The sequence below is a fragment of the Pseudomonas tumuqii genome (assembly GCF_013184545.1).
GTDB lineage: Bacteria > Pseudomonadota > Gammaproteobacteria > Pseudomonadales > Pseudomonadaceae > Aquipseudomonas > Aquipseudomonas tumuqii.
Map to the genome: position 1 here is coordinate 1 of NZ_JAAOJA010000024.1, position 19,482 is coordinate 19,482.

Sequence of the window (19,482 nt, forward strand, 5' to 3'; positions counted from 1 at the left end):
GCCGAGCTGGCCGCTGTTGCCTCGATCCTCGGTCGCCTGCCGACCGTTGAGGAATACATGGTCTACGCGAAGGAAATCGACACCATGGCAGCGGACGTATACCGCTACCTGAGTTTCGATCAGATCGCCGAGTTCCGTGAAGCGGCAGCGAACGCCAACATCCCGGTCGTGCAAGCCTAAACGTAACCCCGCGTGAAGAAGAGCCCCGCCCAGTGCGGGGCTTTTTCTTTTCTGAAGCGCTTGCAGGTGAATGTCCAGCAGCTACCTTTTCAATAGGAATATCAGCGGACGCATTTACAGCATCAGGAGAAATTCATGAAAAACTGGCTAATCGCGGCTCTGTGCGCCTTCACCCTGGCAGGCTGCAGCAGCGAATACATCATCACCACCACCGATGGCCAGATGTTGACCAGCGATGGCAAGCCCCAGCTGGATAAAGACACCGGCATGATCGAGTTCACCGACAGCGAGGGCCGCAAGCAGCAGATCCCACAAAGCAACGTCAAACAGATGCTCGAGCGCTGAAGCGAGGCTTGCTCAACGCTTGTGAAAATATCGAGCGCAGCCCCAGCAGCGTGCGCTTGAGGGTGGTCGTTGTAGGCGAACGTTTTTTCACCACCGTTCAGCTCTTCCACACCATTACCGTGCGCCACTCATGATTCCGCCGACACAGGTTGCGCACTGGCATACCACTTGCTTAATCCCAAGCAGCAGAGCCCTTCCAACGGCGGAATCGGCTTAATAGACAATGGTGTCGCTCCAATCGCTGAGTCATGCAGCCATTGGTGCGGCACCTTTTTGTGTTGATCTGGGAAAAGCGCCATGAGCGAGCATAAAAACAGCCGTATCGATACACAGGCATGGGCTGCCGGTAGCGATATACCGGAAAAGCGTGTGCTGAACCTGGGTTTTATGGCCCTGACCGATGCCGCATCGGTGATTGTCGCCGCCACTCAGGGCTTCGCCGAGAAATATGGGTTAACCATCAACCTGCAACGCCAAGCATCTTGGGCTAGCCTGCGCGACAAACTGCTCAGCGGTGAACTCGATGCTGCACACAGCCTCTATGGCCTGATCTATGGCGTACAACTCGGCCTTGGCGGCGCGCCGGCCACCGACATGGCGGTGTTGATGGGCCTGAACCAAAACGGCCAGAGCATCAACCTGTCGCATGCCCTGCAATTCGCTGGCGTGACCACAAGCGACGCACTAAATCTGCGCGCGCACCAAAAGGGCGCAAGACTGACCTTCGCTCAGACCCTGCCCACCGGCACCCACGCCATGTGGCTTTATTACTGGCTGGCCAGTCAGGGCATTCACCCCCTTGAAGATGTCGACAGCGTGGTGGTGCCACCGCCACAAATGGTCGCTCACCTCAAAGCCCGGCGCATCGACGGTTTCTGCGCGGGCGAGCCTTGGTGCGCCCAGGCGGTCGATGAAAATCTCGGGTTTACCCTGGCCACGACCCAGTCGATCTGGCCGGATCACCCGGAAAAGGTGCTCGGCTGCACCCGCGCCTTTGTCGAGCAACATCCCAATACCGCCCGCGCCCTGGTGATGGCCGTATTGGAAGCCAGCCGTTTCATCGACGAAAATGAAGAAAACAAGCGCAGCACTGCGAAATTTCTCAGCGGCAGCGATTATGTCGATGCACCACTGAGCGCCATCCAGCCGCGTTTTCTCGGTCAGTATCAGGATGGTCTTGGCCATGCCTGGCTGGACCCGCACCCGCTGCGCTTTCACGCTGACGGCGCAGTCAACATGCCCTACATCTCCGATGGTATGTGGTTCATGACCCAGTTCCGCCGCTGGGGCCTGCTGCGTGACGATCCCGATTACCAGGGTATCGCCCGCCAAGTGCAACAGCTTGACCTCTACCGCCAAGCGGCGGAGGCTTTGAATATCAGGGTACCGGCCGAACAGCGCAGCGCCACGCTGCTCGATGGCAAGACCTGGGATGGCTCAGATCCGGTGGGCTATGCCCGCAGCTTTACCCTCCACGCCTTGGCCGACAGCGACGCTGTCGCCCTGTAATTGCCCAGAGAGCCACACCCATGCTGCGCATCCTATTGATCAACGACACCCCGAAGAAGGTCGGTCGCCTGAAAGCCGCGCTGATCGAAGCCGGCTTCGAGGTGATAGACGAATCCGGGCTGACCATCGACCTGCCCGAACGCGTCGAGGCCGTACGCCCCGACGTGATCCTGATCGACACCGAATCCCCCAGCCGCGACGTGATGGAGCAAGTGGTCCTGGTCAGCCGCGACCAACCGCGTCCGATCGTCATGTTCACCGACGAACACGACCCGGGGGTAATGCGCCAGGCCATTCAGTCCGGCGTCAGTGCCTATATCGTCGAAGGCATCCACGCCCAACGCCTGCAACCGATACTCGATGTAGCCATGGCCCGTTTCGAGAGTGATCAGGCGCTACGCGCACAGTTGCAGGCCCGCGACGCCCAGCTGGCCGAGCGCAAACGCATCGAACTGGCCAAAGGCCTGCTGATGAAGATGAAAAACTGCAACGAAGAAGAGGCCTACACCCTGATGCGCCGCCAAGCCATGAGCCGGCAGCAAAAACTGCTGCAGGTCGCCGAACAGATCATCGCCATGCACGACATGCTCGGCGAGTAAGCCGAGCACGAGCATCCATCTTGCGGCACCCGCCCCCCGGGTGCCTCGCTCTACGCCCCCTCAAAAAATCCATGCACCATGCCGCCCATCGGCAAGCAGATCTCGATCAGCCAGCCGTCATGAAACTGGTATGAAACTGGCTTGATTGGCAGGCTACCGCAACTCAGGAACGAGCTTCAGCAGTTGCCACGCGGCAGTCTTTCGACTGCGAGGTATGAATCTCCTCGACCATTATCGGCAAGAGGACTCAAACCATGTGCAACACCACGAAATGCCTGCAACGGTTGAGCCTGCCGCCCGGCCGGTGCCAGATGGCGGCGCTGCTCGCCAGCCTGAGCATTCAACCGGTCGCCGCCGCGCTCGACCCGACCCTGCCGCCCGGCGGGAACTTCGCCCTGGAAAACTGGAATATCACCGTGCCGGCCGCCGCCGAACAGGGCCCCGCCGACATTCCCCTGACAGTTTCCCCGAGCGTTCTCAGCGGTCCATCCGGCTATTCCTCGGCATGGTTCTATACCGATACAGATGGTGCCATGACGTTCTGGACCCCCGTCAACGGCCTGGCCGGTGGCGGCTCGCCAAAACCACGCAGTGAATTGCGCGAGATGATCGAGCCCGGCAATTCGCGGGTGAACTGGCAGATCGGTGCAACGTCTATCCTCGAGGCTCAGCTGCGCGTTGCCCAGGTTCCAGGCGACGGCGTGGTGATCATCGGCCAAGTGCACGGCCTGGTGTTTCCACCTCTGGTACTGGTCTATTACCACTATGACTTCGCCAGCCAGAGCGGCCAGGTCATCGCCAAACTGCAGACCCTGCCGACCCAGGGAACACCGTTCAACAAACAGGTGCTGGCCAGTGGCATCAAGCTGGGCCAGGCCTTCGTCTACCAGATCCAGATCGACGCGGGCGTGGCCTCCGTTCAGGTCAACAGCGGCCCAATCGCCGAGATGGCAATCGACCCCGCCTGGGATGAGGATACCTTCTACTTCAAGGCCGGCGCGTACTTGCACAGCGCCAGCGACGATCCCGACGAAGGCGCTCGGGTCAAGTTCTACCGCCTGGCGACCAGCCACCCAGCCGCCGGCCTCGCCATCACCAGCAAGGCCGCGCTGCCAAATGCTCGGGTCGGACAGCCCTATCTGAACACTCTGCAAGCCGAAGGCGGTCTAGGTGGAAGCACCTGGAGCCTGGTCAGCGGTCATCCACCCGGTGGCCTGAGCCTCAGCCCGAACGGCGAACTCGCGGGCATTGCCGACGCCGATCAAGCATCGACGCTGCATAGCTTCATGGCCCGAGTACGCGATGCCAACGGCAACAACCTGGCCAAGAGCTTTGCCATCCTGGTACAGCCCTGAGCGGCATGCCTGCACCCATGCACCGCCTGCGGAGCCAGCCTCGACAAGCTCATGCGGGCGGCGTATGTTGCCACCTGGCCACCGCAGTGGCCAACGTCGCTCGGACGGTTCCGGGCGCTTACGTTTCCGAGGAAAGCATGGCTGACCAAGCTTCGCGCCGCTTTGCGCGCATCGATCGACTCCCGCCTTACGTATTCAACATCACGGCCGAACTGAAGATGGCCGCCCGCCGCCGTGGCGAGGACATCATCGACTTCAGCATGGGTAACCCCGACGGACCAACACCGCCGCATATCGTCGAGAAGCTGGTGCAGGTCGCCCAGCGCGAAGATACCCATGGCTACTCCACGTCGCGTGGCATCCCGCGTCTGCGCCGCGCCATCTCGCGCTGGTACCAGGATCGCTACCAGGTCGAGATCGACCCGGAAAGCGAAGCCATCGTCACCATCGGCTCCAAAGAAGGCCTGGCGCACCTGATGCTCGCCACCCTGGACCACGGCGACACCGTGCTGGTGCCCAACCCCAGCTACCCGATCCACATCTATGGCGCAGTGATTGCCGGCGCCCAGGTGCGCTCGGTGCCGTTGGTACCCGGCGTGGACTTCTTTGCCGAACTGGAACGGGCTATTCGCGAGTCGATCCCCAAGCCGAAGATGATGATCCTCGGCTTCCCTTCCAACCCCACTGCCCAGTGCGTGGAGCTGGACTTCTTCGAGCGCGTGGTGGCCCTGGCCAAGCAGTATGACGTGCTGGTGATTCATGACCTGGCCTATGCCGATATCGTCTATGACGGCTGGAAGGCTCCGTCGATCATGCAGGTACCGGGAGCCAAGGACATTGCCGTGGAGTTCTTCACCCTGTCGAAGAGCTACAACATGGCCGGCTGGCGCATCGGCTTCATGGTTGGCAACAAGGAGCTGGTCAACGCCCTGGCGCGGATCAAGAGCTACCACGACTACGGCACCTTCACGCCGCTGCAAGTCGCCGCCATCGCGGCGCTGGAGGGCGACCAGCAGTGCGTGCGCGATATTGCCGAACAATATCGCCAGCGCCGCAATGTGCTGGTCAAAGGGCTGCACGAGATCGGCTGGATGGTGGTGAACCCGAAAGCCTCGATGTACGTCTGGGCCAAGATTCCCGAAGCCTACGCGGGACTTGGCTCGTTGGAGTTCGCCAAGAAACTGCTGCTGGATGCCAAGGTGTGCGTGTCACCCGGCGTCGGCTTTGGCGATTATGGCGATGACCATGTGCGCTTTGCCCTGATCGAGAACCAGGATCGCATTCGCCAGGCCGTACGCGGGATCAAGGCGATGTTCCGGGCCGACGGCTTGATTCAAGCGCCAGTGCCGAGCAAACCGCGCAAGGCCCCACCTAGCTAAGCACGCTGTCACCTTGGGCGCGTGCTCGCAAAACGCTTTTCCGCGAGCACGCACCTGGCAAACCCGCCTGCGCATCACCCCGAATAATCCAGCACCGTCCACACCCGTGTCAGCTCATTGCCAATCACACAGCCGGCATCGCCCAGTTGCTGGTTGTCGTGCAGCGCCATCAGGGTGGTGCCGCCGTCCGCATCATCGGCGCGCTCGGTCAGCCATTGCACCCGGCCGCAGTTGGCCGTTTCGATCACATAGCTGGCGGCAACTGCAGAATGCTGACTCGGCAGCTTGATCACATCCACCACGGTGCCACGCTCCTCCACCCGCTTGCCATCCGAGACCAGCACCGCCCATGCCTGGCTGTTTTCAATCACCAGATAAGAGCCGTTGGCCTTGGGTTGCTCGACCTGCGGCTGGGCACAGCCTGCCAGCAGCCCCAACAGCACAATTGTCATCAGCATCTGTTGCATTACTAGTTGCTCCTCTGCAGTCCCGACGGTCAGTGGCTGTGCAAGCGACTGGCGAGGGGTGATCGAGTGAATACCCAGAAGGGTCTGGCTTTACTATTGTCGAATACTGTTTATTTGTACAGTATTTTTCGACTATCCTTGTTGTAGCTATCTCGCCAGGTCTGCTGGACACGGACACCTGGCCAATCCACCGCGTTAATCGGGAGCACAACGATGCTGGACGTCTTGCAACTGAAACACAGCGTGAACCGGATGCACCTGGACAAAGTTCGCGCCACCGTCGCCGAACTGCACCTGGAGGGCATCGTCACCGAGGGCCGAACCCCTTTCACCCGCGTGCACTTCAACACCTGCTTCGCCGAAATCGAGGCACTGCTGCAACGCGCCGGCTATCACAAGCAGCTCGACGTGGTGGGCTATCAGGGCCTTGCCTACGCCATGTTCGACCCGGCGCGCTGGGATGCGGTCGATGTACTGAAGTGGCTCAAGGAGTTTGTCGAGGAGGCGCAGATGAAGCCTGCCGTTCGTAAACCGCAGCGTCATGACAGCACAGGCGCGAGCACACAGGCTGCGGTGTAGTGCGCAGTGCCGTAATGCTCGGGCGGTGAAACTATCGAGTGCAACGCCGCAGCGGGCGCTTGGAGGGCGCTGTAGGTGGGCGATTTTCACAAGCTCTCGATCCAGCGCCAAGCTCGGCCCTTCAAGAGCAGCAAACACCGCCACCCGGGGCCTTGGCCGCGAACCGGCGGCCGAGCCAATATCCATTCGCGGACTAGCCCCCTCCCACAAGGCGCCCGTTCCCGACAACCGTAGATAACGGACAAGCCTCCACCACGCCTTTAACGCTGCTGACCAGGGCGCGTGAAAAACGAACCAAAAGCGCTCATTGCTCCTTCAGTGCGCCCGCCATTGGATCAAAATCCTGCAAACAGGCAGACACCCTTACCGTTTGGTCTTCAGCGAGCGCTGAATTTATAAACTATATTATGAGTTAACTATTAGCTTTAACTATCTAATATATAAATATTAATAATCAGCATTCTAGAACCAGTCGAGGCGCCGCAACAGCGACGGGCGAGCCACCACGCCCGTCGCTTCAGCAAACCTGGCAAGCCCTTTGCTTATATCCCGTCAAGACCTAACACCCGTCTTCGGATCGCCAACGGCGGTGATCGAGACGAATAGACAAAGACGTCAAAGGCACCCTGCCCTAGCTGGCAGAGTTGTCCATTGACGTCTTTTTTTTCGTTTCCGAGAACTGAGGAACCACCATGTGTAACTCCACCGCCCGCCGCTCCTTGATGAAAAAGACCCTGACCGGCCTCGGCTGCGCCGCCGTCATGCTGCTCACGCCGTTGAGCATGCAGATCGCCATCGCCGCCGATCCAGAAAAGGAAGAACTCAAGCTGGGTTTCATCAAGCTGACCGACATGGCGCCACTGGCGATTGCCTACGAGAAAGGCTTCTTCGAGGATGAGGGCCTGTACGTCACCCTGGAAGCCCAGGCCAACTGGAAAGTCCTGCTGGACCGGGTGATCACCGGCGAGCTGGACGGCGCGCACATGCTCGCCGGCCAACCCCTGGGGGCCACCATCGGCTTCGGCACCAAGGCCGAGGTAGTCACTGCCTTCTCCATGGACCTCAACGGTAATGGCATCACCATGTCCAATGCCGTCTGGGAGGAAATGAAGAAGCACGTGCCGATGGAAAACGGCAAGCCGGTGCACCCGATCAAGGCCGATGCACTCAAGCCGGTGATCGAGCAGTACAAGGCCAAGGGCAAGCCCTTCAACCTGGGCATGGTCTTCCCGGTGTCCACCCACAACTATGAATTGCGCTACTGGCTGGCCGCCGGCGGCATCAACCCCGGCTACTACGCACCGGCCAGGGGCGACATTACTGGCACCCTCAACGCCGATGCCCTGCTCTCGGTAACCCCGCCACCGCAAATGCCGGCCACGCTCGAGGCCGGCACCATTGACGGTTACAGCGTAGGCGAGCCCTGGAACCAGGCTGCCGTGTTCAAGGGCATCGGCGTGCCGGTGATCACCGACTACGAAATCTGGAAGAACAATCCCGAGAAGGTCCTTGGCGTATCGAAAGCCTGGGCCGACGCCAACCCGGAAACCCACAAGCGCCTGGTCAAGGCGCTGATCCGCGCCGGCATGTGGCTGGATGAAAACGACAACGCCAACCGCCAGGAAGCCGTGGAGATCCTCTCGCGCCCCGAATACGTTGGCGCCGATGCCAAGGTACTCGCCAACTCGATGACCGGCACCTTCGAGTACGAGAAGGGGGACAAGCGCGAAGTACCGGATTTCAACGTGTTCTTCCGCTATAACGCGACCTACCCCTACTACTCCGACGCCATCTGGTACCTGACCCAGATGCGTCGCTGGGGCCAGATCGGCGAAGCCAAGCCGGACAGCTGGTACCTGGATACCGCCAAGCAGGTCTACTTGCCGGCGGTGTACCAGAGTGCTGCCAGCGAACTGGTCGCGGAAGGCAAGGCCAAGGCCGAAGACTTCCCTCCGGCCAACGAAGAGGGTTTCCGTGCCCCCTCCAACGAGTTCATCGATGGCGTGACCTATGACGGGCGCAAGCCGAACGAGTACATCAACCAATTCAAGATTGGTCTGAAAGCCGACTCCGTTCTGTAACGCATCTATATGCCCTGGGGGCCGGACACTCCGGCCCCCCTCTGCTTCGAGGACAAGACGATGAGCAACCCCGCCGTCGCCCAGCCCATTCAAGACACGCTGAAATCCGCTCGTAGCCTGGCCCTCAAACGCTGGTTACCCCGCGTGCTGATGCCCATGTTCGGCATCCTCGCCTTCCTGCTGTTCTGGCAGATGATTGCCGGCAGCATTGACACCAGTCTCGGTAAATTCCCTGGCCCGACCCAGGTGGCCAGCCAGTTCGGCGCCCTGGTCGATGAGCACCTGCGCGAGCAGAAACGCGCCGATGCCTTCTTCGAGCGCCAGGAAATACGCAATGCCGAGAAACTGGCCAAGGACCCTGCAGCCAAAATCAGCGTTCGCCCATACACCGGCAAGCCGACGTTCTTCAAACAGATCTTCACCAGCCTGTACACGGTCATGACCGGCTTTTTCATCGCTTCGCTACTGGCCATCCCGCTGGGCATCGTGTGCGGCCTGAGCAAGCCGATCTACAACGCGGTCAACCCGCTGATCCAGATCTTCAAGCCGGTTTCACCGCTGGCCTGGCTGCCGCTGGTGACCATGGTGGTCAGCGCCGTCTATACCAGCAGCGATCCACTGTTCGCCAAATCTTTCGTCACTTCGGCGGTAACCGTGGCGCTGTGCTGCCTGTGGCCTACCGTGATCAACACCACCGTGGGGGTGGCCAACCTGGACAAGGACCTGCAGAACGTCAGTCGCGTGCTTAGCCTGTCACCGCTCAGCCATGTACGCCGAATCGTCCTGCCGGCGGCCATTCCGATGATCTTCACCGGCCTGCGCCTGTCCCTGGCCACCGGCTGGATGGTCCTGATCGCCGCGGAAATGCTGGCGCAGAACCCCGGCCTGGGCAAATTCATCTGGGACGAGTTCCAGAACGGCAGCTCCAACTCGCTGGGACGGATCATGGTCGCGGTAATCGCCATCGGCCTGCTCGGCTTCGTCCTCGACCGTCTCATGCTCATGCTCCAGCGCTACGTCAGCTGGGACAAGAATGCCGACCTGCGTTAATCGCCAATTTCAGGAGCTCGCCATGAACCATCCACACCTTGAACTGACCGGCGTCGGCATCAGCTTTCCCACCGACAAGGGCCTGTACTGCGCCCTACAGAACGTCAACCTGAAAATCGACAAGGGCGAGTTCGTGTCCTTGATCGGCCATTCCGGCTGCGGCAAATCGACCGTGCTGAATATCGTCGCCGGCCTCTACCAGGCCAGCACCGGCGGCGTGATCCTCGACAGCCGCGAGGTCAATTCGCCAGGCCCGGAACGTGCGGTGGTGTTCCAGAACCACAGCCTGCTGCCCTGGCTGAGCTGCTACCAGAACATTGAGCTGGCCGTGCGCCAGGTATTCCAGGGCAAGAAATCGCGCGGGGAAATGCGCGAATGGATCGACTACAACCTGGAACTGGTGCACATGAGCCACGCGCGCGACAAGCGCCCCAGTGAGATTTCCGGCGGCATGAAACAGCGCATCGGCATCGCCCGCGCGCTGGCCATGCAACCCAAGGTGCTGTTGATGGATGAGCCCTTCGGCGCCCTCGACGCCTTGACCCGTGCCCACCTGCAGGACTCGCTGATGGAGATCCATGCCGACCTCGGCAATACGGTGATCATGATCACCCACGATGTCGACGAAGCCGTGCTGCTGTCCGATCGCATCGTCATGATGAGCAACGGCCCGGCGGCCAGCGTCGGCGAGATTCTGCGCGTGGACCTGCAACGCCCGCGCGAGCGCATCGCCTTGGCGCATGACGCGCGCTATCACGAATACCGCGCCGCCGTACTGGAATTCCTCTACCAGAAGCAGCAGCGCCCGGCGGCTTGAGCGGTGCCGCCATGAGCCCGTTGCAACCCGCACACCAGGGTGCGGATTGCAGCGGGCTTGCCCCTGCTCCAGGCTGCGCCGAAGGCCGATAAATCCTGATAAATCAGCCGCACAGGCGCGAGCAATCCCGGCAGCCCGGTTGAGAAATTCCCGATCCGATTGAACTTACTGCGCTGGCGGCCGCCGAAGCCAAGCCATTCACAGATTTTCAAGACTATTAAGGATCAGTCGTGCTTGATCTCACCACTTGGAACCTCTCGGTTCCCACCGACCCATCTCCCACCACCATCGAAACCCCACGCCTGAACAACGGATATGACAGCCAGTACTTCCGCCGCAATGGCGACGGCAGTGTCACCTTCTGGGTGCCGGTCGACGGTTCGCATACCGCTGATGCCATCTACCCGCGCAGCGAGCTGCGCGAAACCCAGGCCGACGGCACGCTGAACAACTGGTACTACTACAGCGCCGACAACTACCTGAACGCGGTGCTGACGATCAACCAGGTACCGAGCCAGAACAAGATCGTCATCGGCCAGATCCACAGCAAGGACGAACCCGGCAGCAACAATGATCCGCTGGCCAAACTGCAATACCACTACCGCAGCGGCGTCGGCCGCTTGGAACTGTTGCTGCGCAAACGCCCGGGCGATGATTACGTACAGAACATTCTGCTGGCCGAGGACATCCAGCTGAACGAGCGCTTCAGCTATAAACTGCGCATCACGCCGAGCGGCAAGCTGGGTGTCAGCGTCCAGAGCAGCGAGGGTGACAACGGCTCGCTTTATCAGCAATTGAGCGCGTACTGGAGCAAGGAACAGCTGTACTTCAAGGCCGGCGCCTATATCCAGGACAATTACGGCCCATCCAATGAAGGCGGGCGGGTGACCTTCTATCATGTGAACACCCAGCACCGCTGAGGGCGAGCGGATAGCCAGGGTGGGCGGGGCATCATTCACCGGGCCGATAGCGCAAAATCGACAAAAGCCCACGTACAATTGCACCGCCCTATCCCGCCTGCACGAGACCTGCCCATGGCCCGCCTAAAACTCGAGTTCCCCGAAGACCAATACTGCTACAGCACCCACCTGACTGTGCGCGTGACCGACATCAATGCGTCCAACCACCTGGGTAACGACTCGATGATCTCGATGATCTCCGAGGCACGGGCGCGCTTCCTGTTCGAATTCGGCATTTACGAAACCCGCGGAGATGGCACCGGCATCATCGTCACCGACCTCGCCACCACCTACCGCACGGAAGCGCATGCGCGCGATCAATTGCTGTTCGAGGTCGGCGTGATGGACTTCAACAAATACGGTGGCGACATCACCTTCCGCATCACCCGTCCGGCCGATGGCAGCCTGGTGGCGATGGCCAAGTCGGGCTTCGTGTTCTTCGACTACAAGCTCGGCAAGGTAGTGGCGATGCCGACGGTGTTCAGCAGCAAGTTCCCCAAGGTCAACTGGCTCTCATCAAACAATAAATAACTCATTGTTTTTTACATGTAAAAATTAATTAAGTCGGACTGCAAATGCCGGCGCAACTCATCCGTAGGATGGGTTGAGCGCAGCGATACCCATCGGGCGGTTTATGCCTGTACCCGTTGGCAGGGCGAATATCGATGATGGGTTACGGCGCCTTTATTCTGCTGGCAGCAGGTCAATTTGTGAGCGCCTAACCTACGCGGCCCGACCCATCCTACGGTCTCGACCCTTGAGCACCCAGTTTGCTGCGCGACAGCGCTGCGTCGAAGACGGGGGAACCGCGCCTACGGGAGCGTGTCGCTGCGGGTGAAGATGCGGTAGGTGCAGCGCCGGTCCCCCGCCAGCAGGTGTTCGCCGCGCTCGACCCTGACCCCCTCGCCGAGCAACTCGCGAAACAGCGCCAGCTCGCCGCCGCAGAGCCGCTGGCACAAGGTCGCCGCCTGGGCGATCGCGCAGTGGTTTTCCACCAACTCCAGCACGCCATCCTCGGCCGGCCGGCACTCAGCCATGAAGCCTTCCGCGCTGCGGATGCGTACCAGCGCGGCGACCCGCTGTGCCAGCGGCAGGTCCGCCGCGGGCATCTGTGCGCGGTAGGCCGCCAGCTGCTTGCGCGTCCAGCCATCGGTCAGGCGCTGCAAACCGGCCTCGCCGAAGGCGCTCTGTACGCCCTGCAGCAGGTCGACCGCGAGGGCACCGTGCCGATCGGGGAAACGCGCATCAGCCTTGGCCGTCAGCCGCCAGACCCGCGCCGGCCGGCCAATCCGGCGCGGCTCGTCGCTGAACGCGACCAGGCCCTCGCCACTCAGCAGGGCCAACTGCTGGCGCACCGCCATGCTACTCACGCCCAACTGCAGGGCGAGCCGTGCCACGGCTTGCGGGCCGTCCCGCTTGAGCAGGAACAGAACGCGTTCCCGTGCGGAAGCGGGCAGCTCGGTCTTGCTGCTGGCAACGTCCATCGCGCCGTCCTTCCTGCAAGTTTGTAAACTTTGTACAGTAAATTATTGGCAATCCAGACTTGCTCGTCCAGCCAAGGGTCGCGCCGGGCCGGTATGCGCCGAGCGGTCACGATGCGGAGGAACGCCATGAGTGAATTCGTCAAGGTCGCCCGGGTGGGCGACATCGCCCTCGGCACCGGTACCACCCTGTACCTAGGGGCGACGCCGGTCGCCCTGTTCAACGTCGACGGCCAGTACTATGCCATCCACAACGACTGCCCGCACGAGGACGGTCCGCTGGGCGAAGGCAGCCTGTGCGGCAGCGTGGTGACCTGCCCCGTGCACGCCTACGAGTTCGACGTCAGCAGCGGCGAGTGCCTCACCGATTCGGCCTATTGCGTCGAGCGCTTCGAGGTGCGCGTGGACGGTGACGACATCCTGTTGCGCCGGCCCGATCCTTGATGTCCTCACTCGATATTTTCACAACTTCTGAGTATCTATACTTTGTAAAGAACATTCTTGCCAAACCGGTCTAAGGGGGTATGGGCCGAAGGGGTATAGTTGAAGGCAGTTGCCAGCAGCATGAGGAGGCAACGATGAGCACCGATAATGCCAAGATCCGCGAACTCAGCCGCCGGGCGTACAAGTACGGCTTCGTCAGCGACCTGCCGAGCGACGCTCTGCCGCGCGGCCTCGACGAGCAGGTCATCCGCCTGATCTCGGCGAAGAAGCACGAGCCCCAGTGGCTGCTCGACTGGCGCCTGAAGGCCTTCCGCCACTGGCTGACGATGCGCGAGCCGACCTGGCAGAACGTCCACTACGCGCCCATCGACTACCAGGACATCGTCTACTACTCGGCACCCAAGCCAAAAACCCCGGGACCCAAGAGCCTTGACGAGGTCGACCCCGAGCTGCGCACGATGTTCGCCAAGCTCGGTATCTCGCTGGCCGAGCAGGAGCGCCTGACTGGCGTTGCGGTGGATGCGGTGGTCGATTCCGTCTCGGTGGCGACCACCTTCAAGCGCAAGCTGGCCGAGGTCGGGGTGATCTTCTGTTCCTTCGCCGAGGCGGTGCAGCAGCATCCCGAGCTGGTGCGCCGATACCTGGGGTCGGTGGTGCCCTACAGCGACAACTTCTTCGCCACCCTGAACTCGGCGGTGTTTTCCGACGGCTCCTTCTGCTATGTGCCCAAGGGCGTGCGCTGCCCGATGGAGCTGTCGACCTACTTCCGCATCAACGCCGCCGATACCGGCCAGTTCGAGCGCACCCTGATCGTCGCCGAGGAAGGCGCCTACGTCAGCTACCTTGAGGGTTGCACCGCGCCGATGCGCGACAACAACCAGCTGCACGCGGCGGTGGTCGAGCTGATCGCCCTGGATGACGCGCAGATCAAGTACGCCACCGTGCAGAACTGGTACCCGGGCGACGCCGAAGGGCGCGGCGGCATCTACAACTTCGTCACCAAGCGCGGCAAGTGTGCCGGCGCGCGCTCGAAGATCTCCTGGACCCAGGTCGAGACCGGCTCGGCCATCACCTGGAAGTACCCGGGGGTGATCCTGCAGGGTGACGACTCGGTCGGCGAGTTCTACTCGGTCGCCCTGACCGCCAACTACCAGCAGGCCGACACCGGCACCAAGATGATCCACATCGGCCGCAACACCCGCAGCACCATCCTGTCCAAGGGCATTTCCGCCGGCCACGGGCAGAACACCTACCGCGGCCTGGTCAAGGTGCAGAAGGCGGCGAGCGGCGCGCGCAACCATAGCCAGTGCGACTCGCTGCTGCTGGGCAACCAGTGCGGCGCGCACACCTTCCCCTATGTCGAGGTGAAGAACCCCAGCGCCCGGGTCGAACACGAAGCCTCGACCTCGAAGATCGGCGACGAGCAGCTGTTCTACTGCCGCCAGCGCGGCATCCGCGAGGAGGACGCGGTGCCGATGATCGTCAACGGCTTCTGCCGCGAGGTGTTCAAGGAACTGCCGATGGAGTTCGCGGTGGAGGCGCAGAAACTGCTCGGCGTCAGCCTGGAAGGCTGCGTCGGTTGAGACCGGAGGTGGCGCATGCTGGAGATCGAAGACCTGCATGCCAGCGTCGAGGGGCACGAGATCCTGCGCGGCATCAGCCTGCGCATCGGGGCTGGCGAGGTGCACGCGATCATGGGGCCGAACGGCTCGGGCAAGAGCACCCTGGCCCAGGTGCTCGCCGGTAACCCGAGCTATCAGGTCAGCGGCGTGGTGCGCTACCGGGGCGAGGACCTGCTTGCCATGCCGGCGGAAGCGCGCGCGGTCGCCGGCATCTTCCTCGCCTTCCAGTACCCGGTGGAGATCCCGGGGGTCGGCAACCTGTACTTCCTGCGCACGGCCCTGAACGCCGTGCGCAAGCAGCGCGGGCTCGAGGAACTGGACGCGATGGACTTCCTTGCCCTGGCCAAGGAACGCATGCAACTGCTCGAGATGGACCCGGAGCTGATGAACCGCGCGGTCAACGAGGGCTTCTCCGGTGGCGAGAAGAAGCGCAACGAAATCTTCCAGATGGCAATTCTGCAACCCAGCCTGGCGATCCTCGACGAGACCGACTCGGGTCTCGACATCGATGCCCTGCGCAGCGTCGCCGCCGGGGTCAACGCCTTGCGCGGCGCGGATCGGGCGCTGCTGCTGATCACCCACTACCAGCGCCTGCTCGACTACATAGTGCCCGACTACGTCCACGTCATGGCCAACGGGCGGATCGTGCAGTCCGGCGACAAGGCCCTGGCCGTCGAACTGGAGCGGCACGGCTATGCCCACTTCGAAGCGCCGCCGGCGCCCGGGGAAGGGTCATGAACAGTGCCGCCCAGGTGCCCCTGCTGACAGGCCTGCAGGCCGCTGAGCCGGCTCGCCAACCCGCCTGGCGCCGACAGGTGCGCGATGCGGCCTGGCAATGGCTGGCCGACCACGGCTTTCCCACGGCCAAGGACGAAGCCTGGAAGTACACTCGGGTCGCGCCCATCCTGGCGGTGCCGTTCCAGGCGGCCGCGCCGCCGCCGAGCCAGCGTCTGTCCGCCGCCCGCCTGGCGCAATGGGTCGGCGACTACGGCGGCCCGCGGCTGGTGTTCGTCAATGGCCATTTCAGCGCGCGGCTCTCGTCGCTGGCGGGGCTGCCCGCGGGCGTGCGCCTGAGCAACCTGGCGGCCTTGCCGGAGGCACAGCGCGCGGCCCTCGAGCCCCTGTTGGCGCGCGCCCTGCAGGTCGCACCGCATGCCTTCGGCGCGCTCAACGCCGCCCTCGGCGAGGACGGCGCCGTGCTGCAGATCCCCGCCCACTGCACGCTCGAGCGACCGATCCACCTGGTGTTCCTCGCCGATCCGGGCGCCACGCCGCTGGCGGCGCATCCGCGCAGCCTGATCCAGCTCGGCGCCGGCAGCCGTGCAAGCCTGGTGGAAAGCCATGTGGCCAGCGACGCCGGGGTCTACCTGAGCAACGCGCTGAGCCAGGTCGTGCTCGAGGCCGGCGCAGCGCTCGAGCACTACAGCCTGCAGGACGCCAGCCGCAGCGCTTTCCATCTTACCCGCCTGGACGTGCGCCAGGCCCGGGACAGCCGCTTCAGCGCGCACCTGACGGCCTGTGGCGGGGCCATCGCTCGCCACGAGGTGCGGGTCGCGCTCGAGGGCCCCGGCGCCCAGGTGGCCCTGGACGGCCTGTACCTGCCCGGCGGCGAGCAGCACCTGGACAACCAGACCTGCATCGAGCACCTGGCGCCGTACTGCACCAGCCGCGAGCGCTACAAGGGGGTGATCGGCGGCCGCGGGCACGGGGTCTTCGACGGCCGGATCATCGTGCGCCCGGGCGCGATCAAGACCGATGCCAGCCAGACCATCAAGAACCTGCTGCTGTCGGCGACGGCCCAGGCCAACGCCCAGCCGCGCCTGGAGATCTTCGCCGATGACGTCAAGTGCGCCCATGGCGCCGCCGTCGGCCAACTGGATCGACAGACGATCTTCTACCTGCGCGCGCGCGGGCTGGACGAACCGGCCGCGCGCGCGCTGCTGACCTACGCCTTCGTCGGCGAGATGCTCGAAGCGATCCGCCTGGCGCCGCTGCGCAGCCAGGTGGAACGCCTGGTCGCCGCGCAGTTGCACAGCCTGGAGGGGACGCCATGAACCCCCGCGCGAGCCGCCTGCAGCCCCTGGCGAAGCGCTTCGAGCCGTACCAGGTCGAACGCTTGCGCCAAGCCTTCCCGATCCTCGCCCAACGCATCTACGGCAAGCCGCTGGTCTACCTCGATAGCGCCGCCACCAGCCAGAAGCCGCAGGCGGTGATCGACGCCATGTCGCGCTTCTTCCTCGAGGAGAACGCCAATGTCCACCGTGGCGTGCACTACCTCTCGCTGCGCGCCACCGAGGCCTACGAGCAGGCGCGGGCCAAGGTCCAGCGTTTCCTCAACGCCGAACATGTCGAGGAGATCGTCTTCGTCCGCGGCACCACCGAGGCGGTCAATCTGGTGGCGCAAACCTATGGCAAGGTGCATGTCCGCGCGGGCGACGAGGTGCTGATCAGCGCCATGGAGCACCACTCCAACATCGTGCCCTGGCAGATGCTCTGCGAGCAGAGCGGCGCCCGGCTGCTGGTGGCGCCGATCGACGACGCCGGCGAGCTGCTGCTCGACGAGCTGGAACGGTTGATCGGGCCGAGGACCAAGCTGGTGGCCATCACCCATGTCTCGAACGTGCTCGGCACCGTCAACCCGATCCGCCGCATCGTCCAGCTCGCCCACGCCCGGGGTACGCCGGTACTGGTCGACGGCGCCCAGGCGGCCCCGCACCTGAAGGTCGACGTGCGCGCCCTGGGCTGCGACTTCTACGCCCTGTCGGGGCACAAGATGTATGGCCCCACCGGCATCGGTGCGCTCTACGGCCGCCGCGAGCTGCTCGAGGCGATGCCGCCCTACCAGGGCGGCGGCGACATGATCCTCTCGGTCAGCTTCGACAAGACCCTGTACAACAAGCCGCCGTACCGCTTCGAGGCCGGCACGCCGAACATGGTCGGCGCGATCGGCCTGGGCGCGGCGATCGACTTCCTCGGCGGACTCGACGCAGACGCCCTGGCCGGGCACGAGCAGGCCGTGCTGGCCTACGCCCAGCAGGCGCTGGCGGCGGTGCCCGGGCTGCGCCTGATCGGCACCGCGGCGGACAAGATCGGCGTGCTCTCGTTCGTCCTCGACGGCATCCACCCGCACGATATCGGCACCATCCTCGACCGCGAGGGCATCGCCATCCGCACCGGCCATCATTGCGCCCAGCCGCTGATGCAACGCTACGGCCTGGCCGCCACCGCCCGCGCCTCGCTCGGCTGCTACAGCAACGAGCAGGACATCGATGCGCTGCTGGCCGGCCTGGCCAAGGTGCAGGAGGTGTTCCGATGAGCGACCCACTGCGCGAGCTGTACCAGGAGGTGATCGTCGATCACGGCAAGCGGCCGCGCAATTTCCGCCGGCTCGAGGCCCCCAGCCGTTCGGCGGAGGGCTTCAACCCGCTGTGCGGCGACCAGCTCAGGCTCGAGCTGAAGCTCGCCGACGGGGTGATCGAGGACATCGCCTTCCAGGGGCAAGGCTGCGCCATTTCCCAGGCCTCGGCCTCCCTGCTGACCCTGGCGGTCAAGGGCATGCGCCAGGAGCAGGCGCTGGAACTGTTCGTCCGCGTGCATGCGCTGCTCACCGAGGGCCCGGGCAGTCAGGTGGCCCCGGAGACGCTCGGCAAGCTGGCGGTGCTGGCCGGGGTCTGGGAGTTTCCGCTGCGGGTCAAGTGCGCCGCCCTGGCCTGGCACACCCTGCGCAGCGCCCTCGCCGGCGACGCTGCGCCTGTCTCCACGGAGTAAGCCATGACCAGCGAACGCCCGAACCCGCAGATTCGCCTCAGCGAGGCGGCCCGGCACACCTTGGCCGACGCCCTGGCCCAGGGTGGCGGGAGTTGGCTGCGGCTGAAGATCGACCCGCACTTCGCCCATGAACTGCTGTTCGAGCCCGGCGCCGAGGACGATATCGTCGTCGAGCTGGACGGCATCACCCTGCTCCTCGATCCGTCGAGCGCGCGGCGCGCCGATGGCCTGCGCATCGACTTCGTCCAGGATCTGCACGGCGCCGGCTTGCGCTTCGACAATCCCAACCAGCCGGGGCGCGCCCAGCAGATCGCGCTCAGGCGCGACTGCGCGGCCACCCTGATTCCGCGCGGCGAGCCGCTGCGCCTGGCCCAGGGCGAGGCCGTGACGGTGACCCAGGCGCTCGGCGGCAGCTTCACGGTGAGAACCGCCAATGGCCAGCTGGCACGGATCGCCGCCGAGGATGCCGACGCCCTCGGCCTGCAACCGCTGCCGACGACCGAGCCGGTGGCGGCCGGCGCCTTCGACCTCGACCAGGTGTTCGCCCTGCTGCGCAGCGTCTACGACCCGGAAATCCCGATCAACGTGGTCGACCTCGGGCTGATCTACCAGTGCCAGGCCCAGCCGCTCGAGGACGGCAGCCAGCGGGTGAGCATCAAGATGTCGATGACTGCGCCCGGCTGCGGCATGGGCGACGTGCTCAAGGAGGAGGCGCGGGCCAAGGTGCAGACGCTCTCCGGGGTCAGCCAGGTCGAGGTCGAGCTGGTCTGGGAGCCACCCTGGGACCAGAGCCGCATGTCCGAGGCGGCGCGCCTGCAGCTCGGCCTGTTATGAGGGGCCTACTGTG

General features: G+C 63.5%; 21 protein-coding genes. 19 read left to right on the forward strand and 2 right to left on the reverse strand.

What is annotated here, in order from left to right:
- The 6 genes from G9C89_RS23680 to alaC all read left to right on the forward strand — a co-directional run.
- Positions 1 to 180: hypothetical protein (locus G9C89_RS23680; RefSeq protein WP_172151224.1), on the forward strand; the 180-nt coding region annotated here is incomplete at its 5' end.
- A gap of 135 nt (positions 181 to 315) precedes the next feature.
- Positions 316 to 525 carry a YgdI/YgdR family lipoprotein gene (locus G9C89_RS23685; protein ID WP_172152932.1) on the forward strand — a complete coding sequence of 70 codons (210 nt, stop codon included), beginning with the start codon at positions 316 to 318 and terminating at the stop codon, positions 523 to 525.
- 297 nt (positions 526 to 822) lie between these two features.
- The gene (locus tag G9C89_RS23690) at positions 823 to 2,034 is read left to right on the forward strand and encodes a CmpA/NrtA family ABC transporter substrate-binding protein (protein ID WP_172152934.1); all 1,212 of its coding nucleotides are present in this window, start codon (positions 823 to 825) and stop codon (positions 2,032 to 2,034) included.
- 20 nt (positions 2,035 to 2,054) lie between these two features.
- Positions 2,055 to 2,633: an ANTAR domain-containing response regulator gene (locus G9C89_RS23695; protein WP_172152935.1), complete on the forward strand. Its 579-nt coding sequence runs from the start codon at positions 2,055 to 2,057 to the stop codon at positions 2,631 to 2,633.
- A 254-nt stretch (positions 2,634 to 2,887) separates the two neighbouring features.
- On the forward strand, positions 2,888 to 3,988 hold the full coding sequence (locus G9C89_RS23700) for a polysaccharide lyase family 7 protein (protein WP_172152937.1): 1,101 nt from the start codon (positions 2,888 to 2,890) through the stop codon (positions 3,986 to 3,988).
- A gap of 137 nt (positions 3,989 to 4,125) precedes the next feature.
- Positions 4,126 to 5,367 (forward strand): alanine transaminase, encoded by a 1,242-nt coding sequence (gene alaC / locus G9C89_RS23705; protein ID WP_172152939.1) that lies wholly within the window; start codon positions 4,126 to 4,128, stop codon positions 5,365 to 5,367.
- A 74-nt stretch (positions 5,368 to 5,441) separates the two neighbouring features.
- Here alaC and G9C89_RS23710 read toward each other — a convergent pair whose 3' ends face one another.
- Positions 5,442 to 5,834, reverse strand: a complete 393-nt coding sequence (locus tag G9C89_RS23710) for a hypothetical protein (protein WP_172152941.1) — start codon at positions 5,832 to 5,834, stop codon at positions 5,442 to 5,444.
- A 213-nt stretch (positions 5,835 to 6,047) separates the two neighbouring features.
- On the opposite strand from G9C89_RS23710, the gene G9C89_RS23715 reads away from it, so the two are divergent.
- The 6 genes from G9C89_RS23715 to G9C89_RS23740 all read left to right on the forward strand — a co-directional run bounded on the left by G9C89_RS23715 (position 6,048) and on the right by G9C89_RS23740 (position 11,851).
- The gene (locus G9C89_RS23715; protein ID WP_172152943.1) at positions 6,048 to 6,413 is read left to right on the forward strand and encodes a transcriptional regulator; all 366 of its coding nucleotides are present in this window, start codon (positions 6,048 to 6,050) and stop codon (positions 6,411 to 6,413) included.
- Positions 6,414 to 7,105: 692 nt separating this feature from the next.
- Complete coding sequence (locus G9C89_RS23720) at positions 7,106 to 8,494, forward strand: CmpA/NrtA family ABC transporter substrate-binding protein (protein WP_172152945.1); 1,389 nt, start codon at positions 7,106 to 7,108, stop codon at positions 8,492 to 8,494.
- Between the two features lie 60 nt (positions 8,495 to 8,554).
- Positions 8,555 to 9,544, forward strand: coding sequence for an ABC transporter permease (locus tag G9C89_RS23725; RefSeq protein WP_172152947.1), 990 nt, complete (start codon positions 8,555 to 8,557; stop codon positions 9,542 to 9,544).
- A gap of 22 nt (positions 9,545 to 9,566) precedes the next feature.
- The gene (locus G9C89_RS23730; RefSeq protein WP_172152949.1) at positions 9,567 to 10,361 is read left to right on the forward strand and encodes an ABC transporter ATP-binding protein; all 795 of its coding nucleotides are present in this window, start codon (positions 9,567 to 9,569) and stop codon (positions 10,359 to 10,361) included.
- Positions 10,362 to 10,591: 230 nt separating this feature from the next.
- Complete coding sequence (locus G9C89_RS23735) at positions 10,592 to 11,281, forward strand: polysaccharide lyase family 7 protein (protein ID WP_172152951.1); 690 nt, start codon at positions 10,592 to 10,594, stop codon at positions 11,279 to 11,281.
- Between the two features lie 114 nt (positions 11,282 to 11,395).
- Positions 11,396 to 11,851 carry a thioesterase family protein gene (locus tag G9C89_RS23740; RefSeq protein ID WP_172152953.1) on the forward strand — a complete coding sequence of 152 codons (456 nt, stop codon included), beginning with the start codon at positions 11,396 to 11,398 and terminating at the stop codon, positions 11,849 to 11,851.
- 281 nt (positions 11,852 to 12,132) lie between these two features.
- Here G9C89_RS23740 and G9C89_RS23745 read toward each other — a convergent pair whose 3' ends face one another.
- On the reverse strand, positions 12,133 to 12,804 hold the full coding sequence (locus G9C89_RS23745; RefSeq protein ID WP_172152955.1) for a helix-turn-helix transcriptional regulator: 672 nt from the start codon (positions 12,802 to 12,804) through the stop codon (positions 12,133 to 12,135).
- Between the two features lie 126 nt (positions 12,805 to 12,930).
- On the opposite strand from G9C89_RS23745, the gene G9C89_RS23750 reads away from it, so the two are divergent.
- The 7 genes from G9C89_RS23750 (at position 12,931) to sufT (ending at position 19,469) form a co-directional block, all read left to right on the forward strand.
- Positions 12,931 to 13,245: a Rieske (2Fe-2S) protein gene (locus G9C89_RS23750; protein WP_172152966.1), complete on the forward strand. Its 315-nt coding sequence runs from the start codon at positions 12,931 to 12,933 to the stop codon at positions 13,243 to 13,245.
- Positions 13,246 to 13,379: 134 nt separating this feature from the next.
- Positions 13,380 to 14,828 carry a Fe-S cluster assembly protein SufB gene (gene sufB / locus G9C89_RS23755; protein WP_172152968.1) on the forward strand — a complete coding sequence of 483 codons (1,449 nt, stop codon included), beginning with the start codon at positions 13,380 to 13,382 and terminating at the stop codon, positions 14,826 to 14,828.
- A 15-nt stretch (positions 14,829 to 14,843) separates the two neighbouring features.
- A complete protein-coding gene (gene sufC / locus G9C89_RS23760) occupies positions 14,844 to 15,605 on the forward strand; it encodes a Fe-S cluster assembly ATPase SufC (protein WP_172152970.1) in 762 nt (253 codons plus the stop codon).
- The gene (gene sufD, locus G9C89_RS23765) at positions 15,602 to 16,921 is read left to right on the forward strand and encodes a Fe-S cluster assembly protein SufD (RefSeq protein ID WP_172152972.1); all 1,320 of its coding nucleotides are present in this window, start codon (positions 15,602 to 15,604) and stop codon (positions 16,919 to 16,921) included. The genes sufC and sufD overlap by 4 nt, the downstream gene beginning before the upstream one ends.
- Positions 16,918 to 18,183 carry a cysteine desulfurase gene (locus G9C89_RS23770; protein WP_172152974.1) on the forward strand — a complete coding sequence of 422 codons (1,266 nt, stop codon included), beginning with the start codon at positions 16,918 to 16,920 and terminating at the stop codon, positions 18,181 to 18,183. The genes sufD and G9C89_RS23770 overlap by 4 nt, the downstream gene beginning before the upstream one ends.
- A complete protein-coding gene (gene sufU, locus G9C89_RS23775; RefSeq protein WP_172152976.1) occupies positions 18,180 to 18,635 on the forward strand; it encodes a Fe-S cluster assembly sulfur transfer protein SufU in 456 nt (151 codons plus the stop codon). Before G9C89_RS23770 ends, sufU begins: the two co-directional genes overlap by 4 nt.
- Before the next feature lie 3 nt (positions 18,636 to 18,638).
- Positions 18,639 to 19,469, forward strand: coding sequence for a putative Fe-S cluster assembly protein SufT (sufT, locus tag G9C89_RS23780; protein WP_172152978.1), 831 nt, complete (start codon positions 18,639 to 18,641; stop codon positions 19,467 to 19,469).
- The last annotated feature ends 13 nt before the right edge of the window (positions 19,470 to 19,482 follow it).